Origin of the sequence: Secundilactobacillus collinoides DSM 20515 = JCM 1123 (assembly GCF_001435975.1) — a bacterium.
GTDB classification, from domain to species: Bacteria; Bacillota; Bacilli; order Lactobacillales; family Lactobacillaceae; genus Secundilactobacillus; species Secundilactobacillus collinoides.
The window spans coordinates 1-485 of sequence record NZ_AYYR01000107.1; the positions used below are offsets into that span (position 1 = coordinate 1).

Genomic DNA, 485 nt, shown 5'->3' on the forward strand with positions numbered 1-485 from the left:
CAATTAATTGGCCGGGCATTAGATACAGAACGCCTGCGTGTTTTACACGGCATTGAGGACCATAAGTCGCGTCTTTACAAGGTTTTGAAGTCCCAGTGGAAGTTACTCCATAAAGATCAAAATGAGCTTAACGCCAGTAAACCAGTCTTTCTGCGCGGAATCAATGAATTCATGACCCAACAGAACGCCGTTGATCTGGCACTCTCCGCTGATTCACGTCTCGCCAGCGCCTATCAGACCTATCAAGCGCTATTAACTGACATTCGTGGTCACCAAGCTAAAGCTCTTGGGAGACTGTTAAACACTTATCAGCCCATACATTCAGCTATGGACACGGCCATAACGTCTTTCAAGAAGAACTACGAGGCCGTCCTTAATAGTTGTCGTCTCTCTTATTCAAATGGGCCCATTGAAGGTATTAATCGTAAGATCAAGACACTAAAACGAATTGGATATGGCTTCCGGAATCTGACCAACTTCTTTAA

The 485-nt window shown here is 44.7% G+C and carries 1 protein-coding gene; it reads left to right on the forward strand.

The window, feature by feature from the left end; translation table 11 throughout:
- A partial coding sequence (locus FC82_RS14285) for a transposase (protein ID WP_162260957.1) occupies nt 1-485 on the forward strand: 485 nt, incomplete at both ends.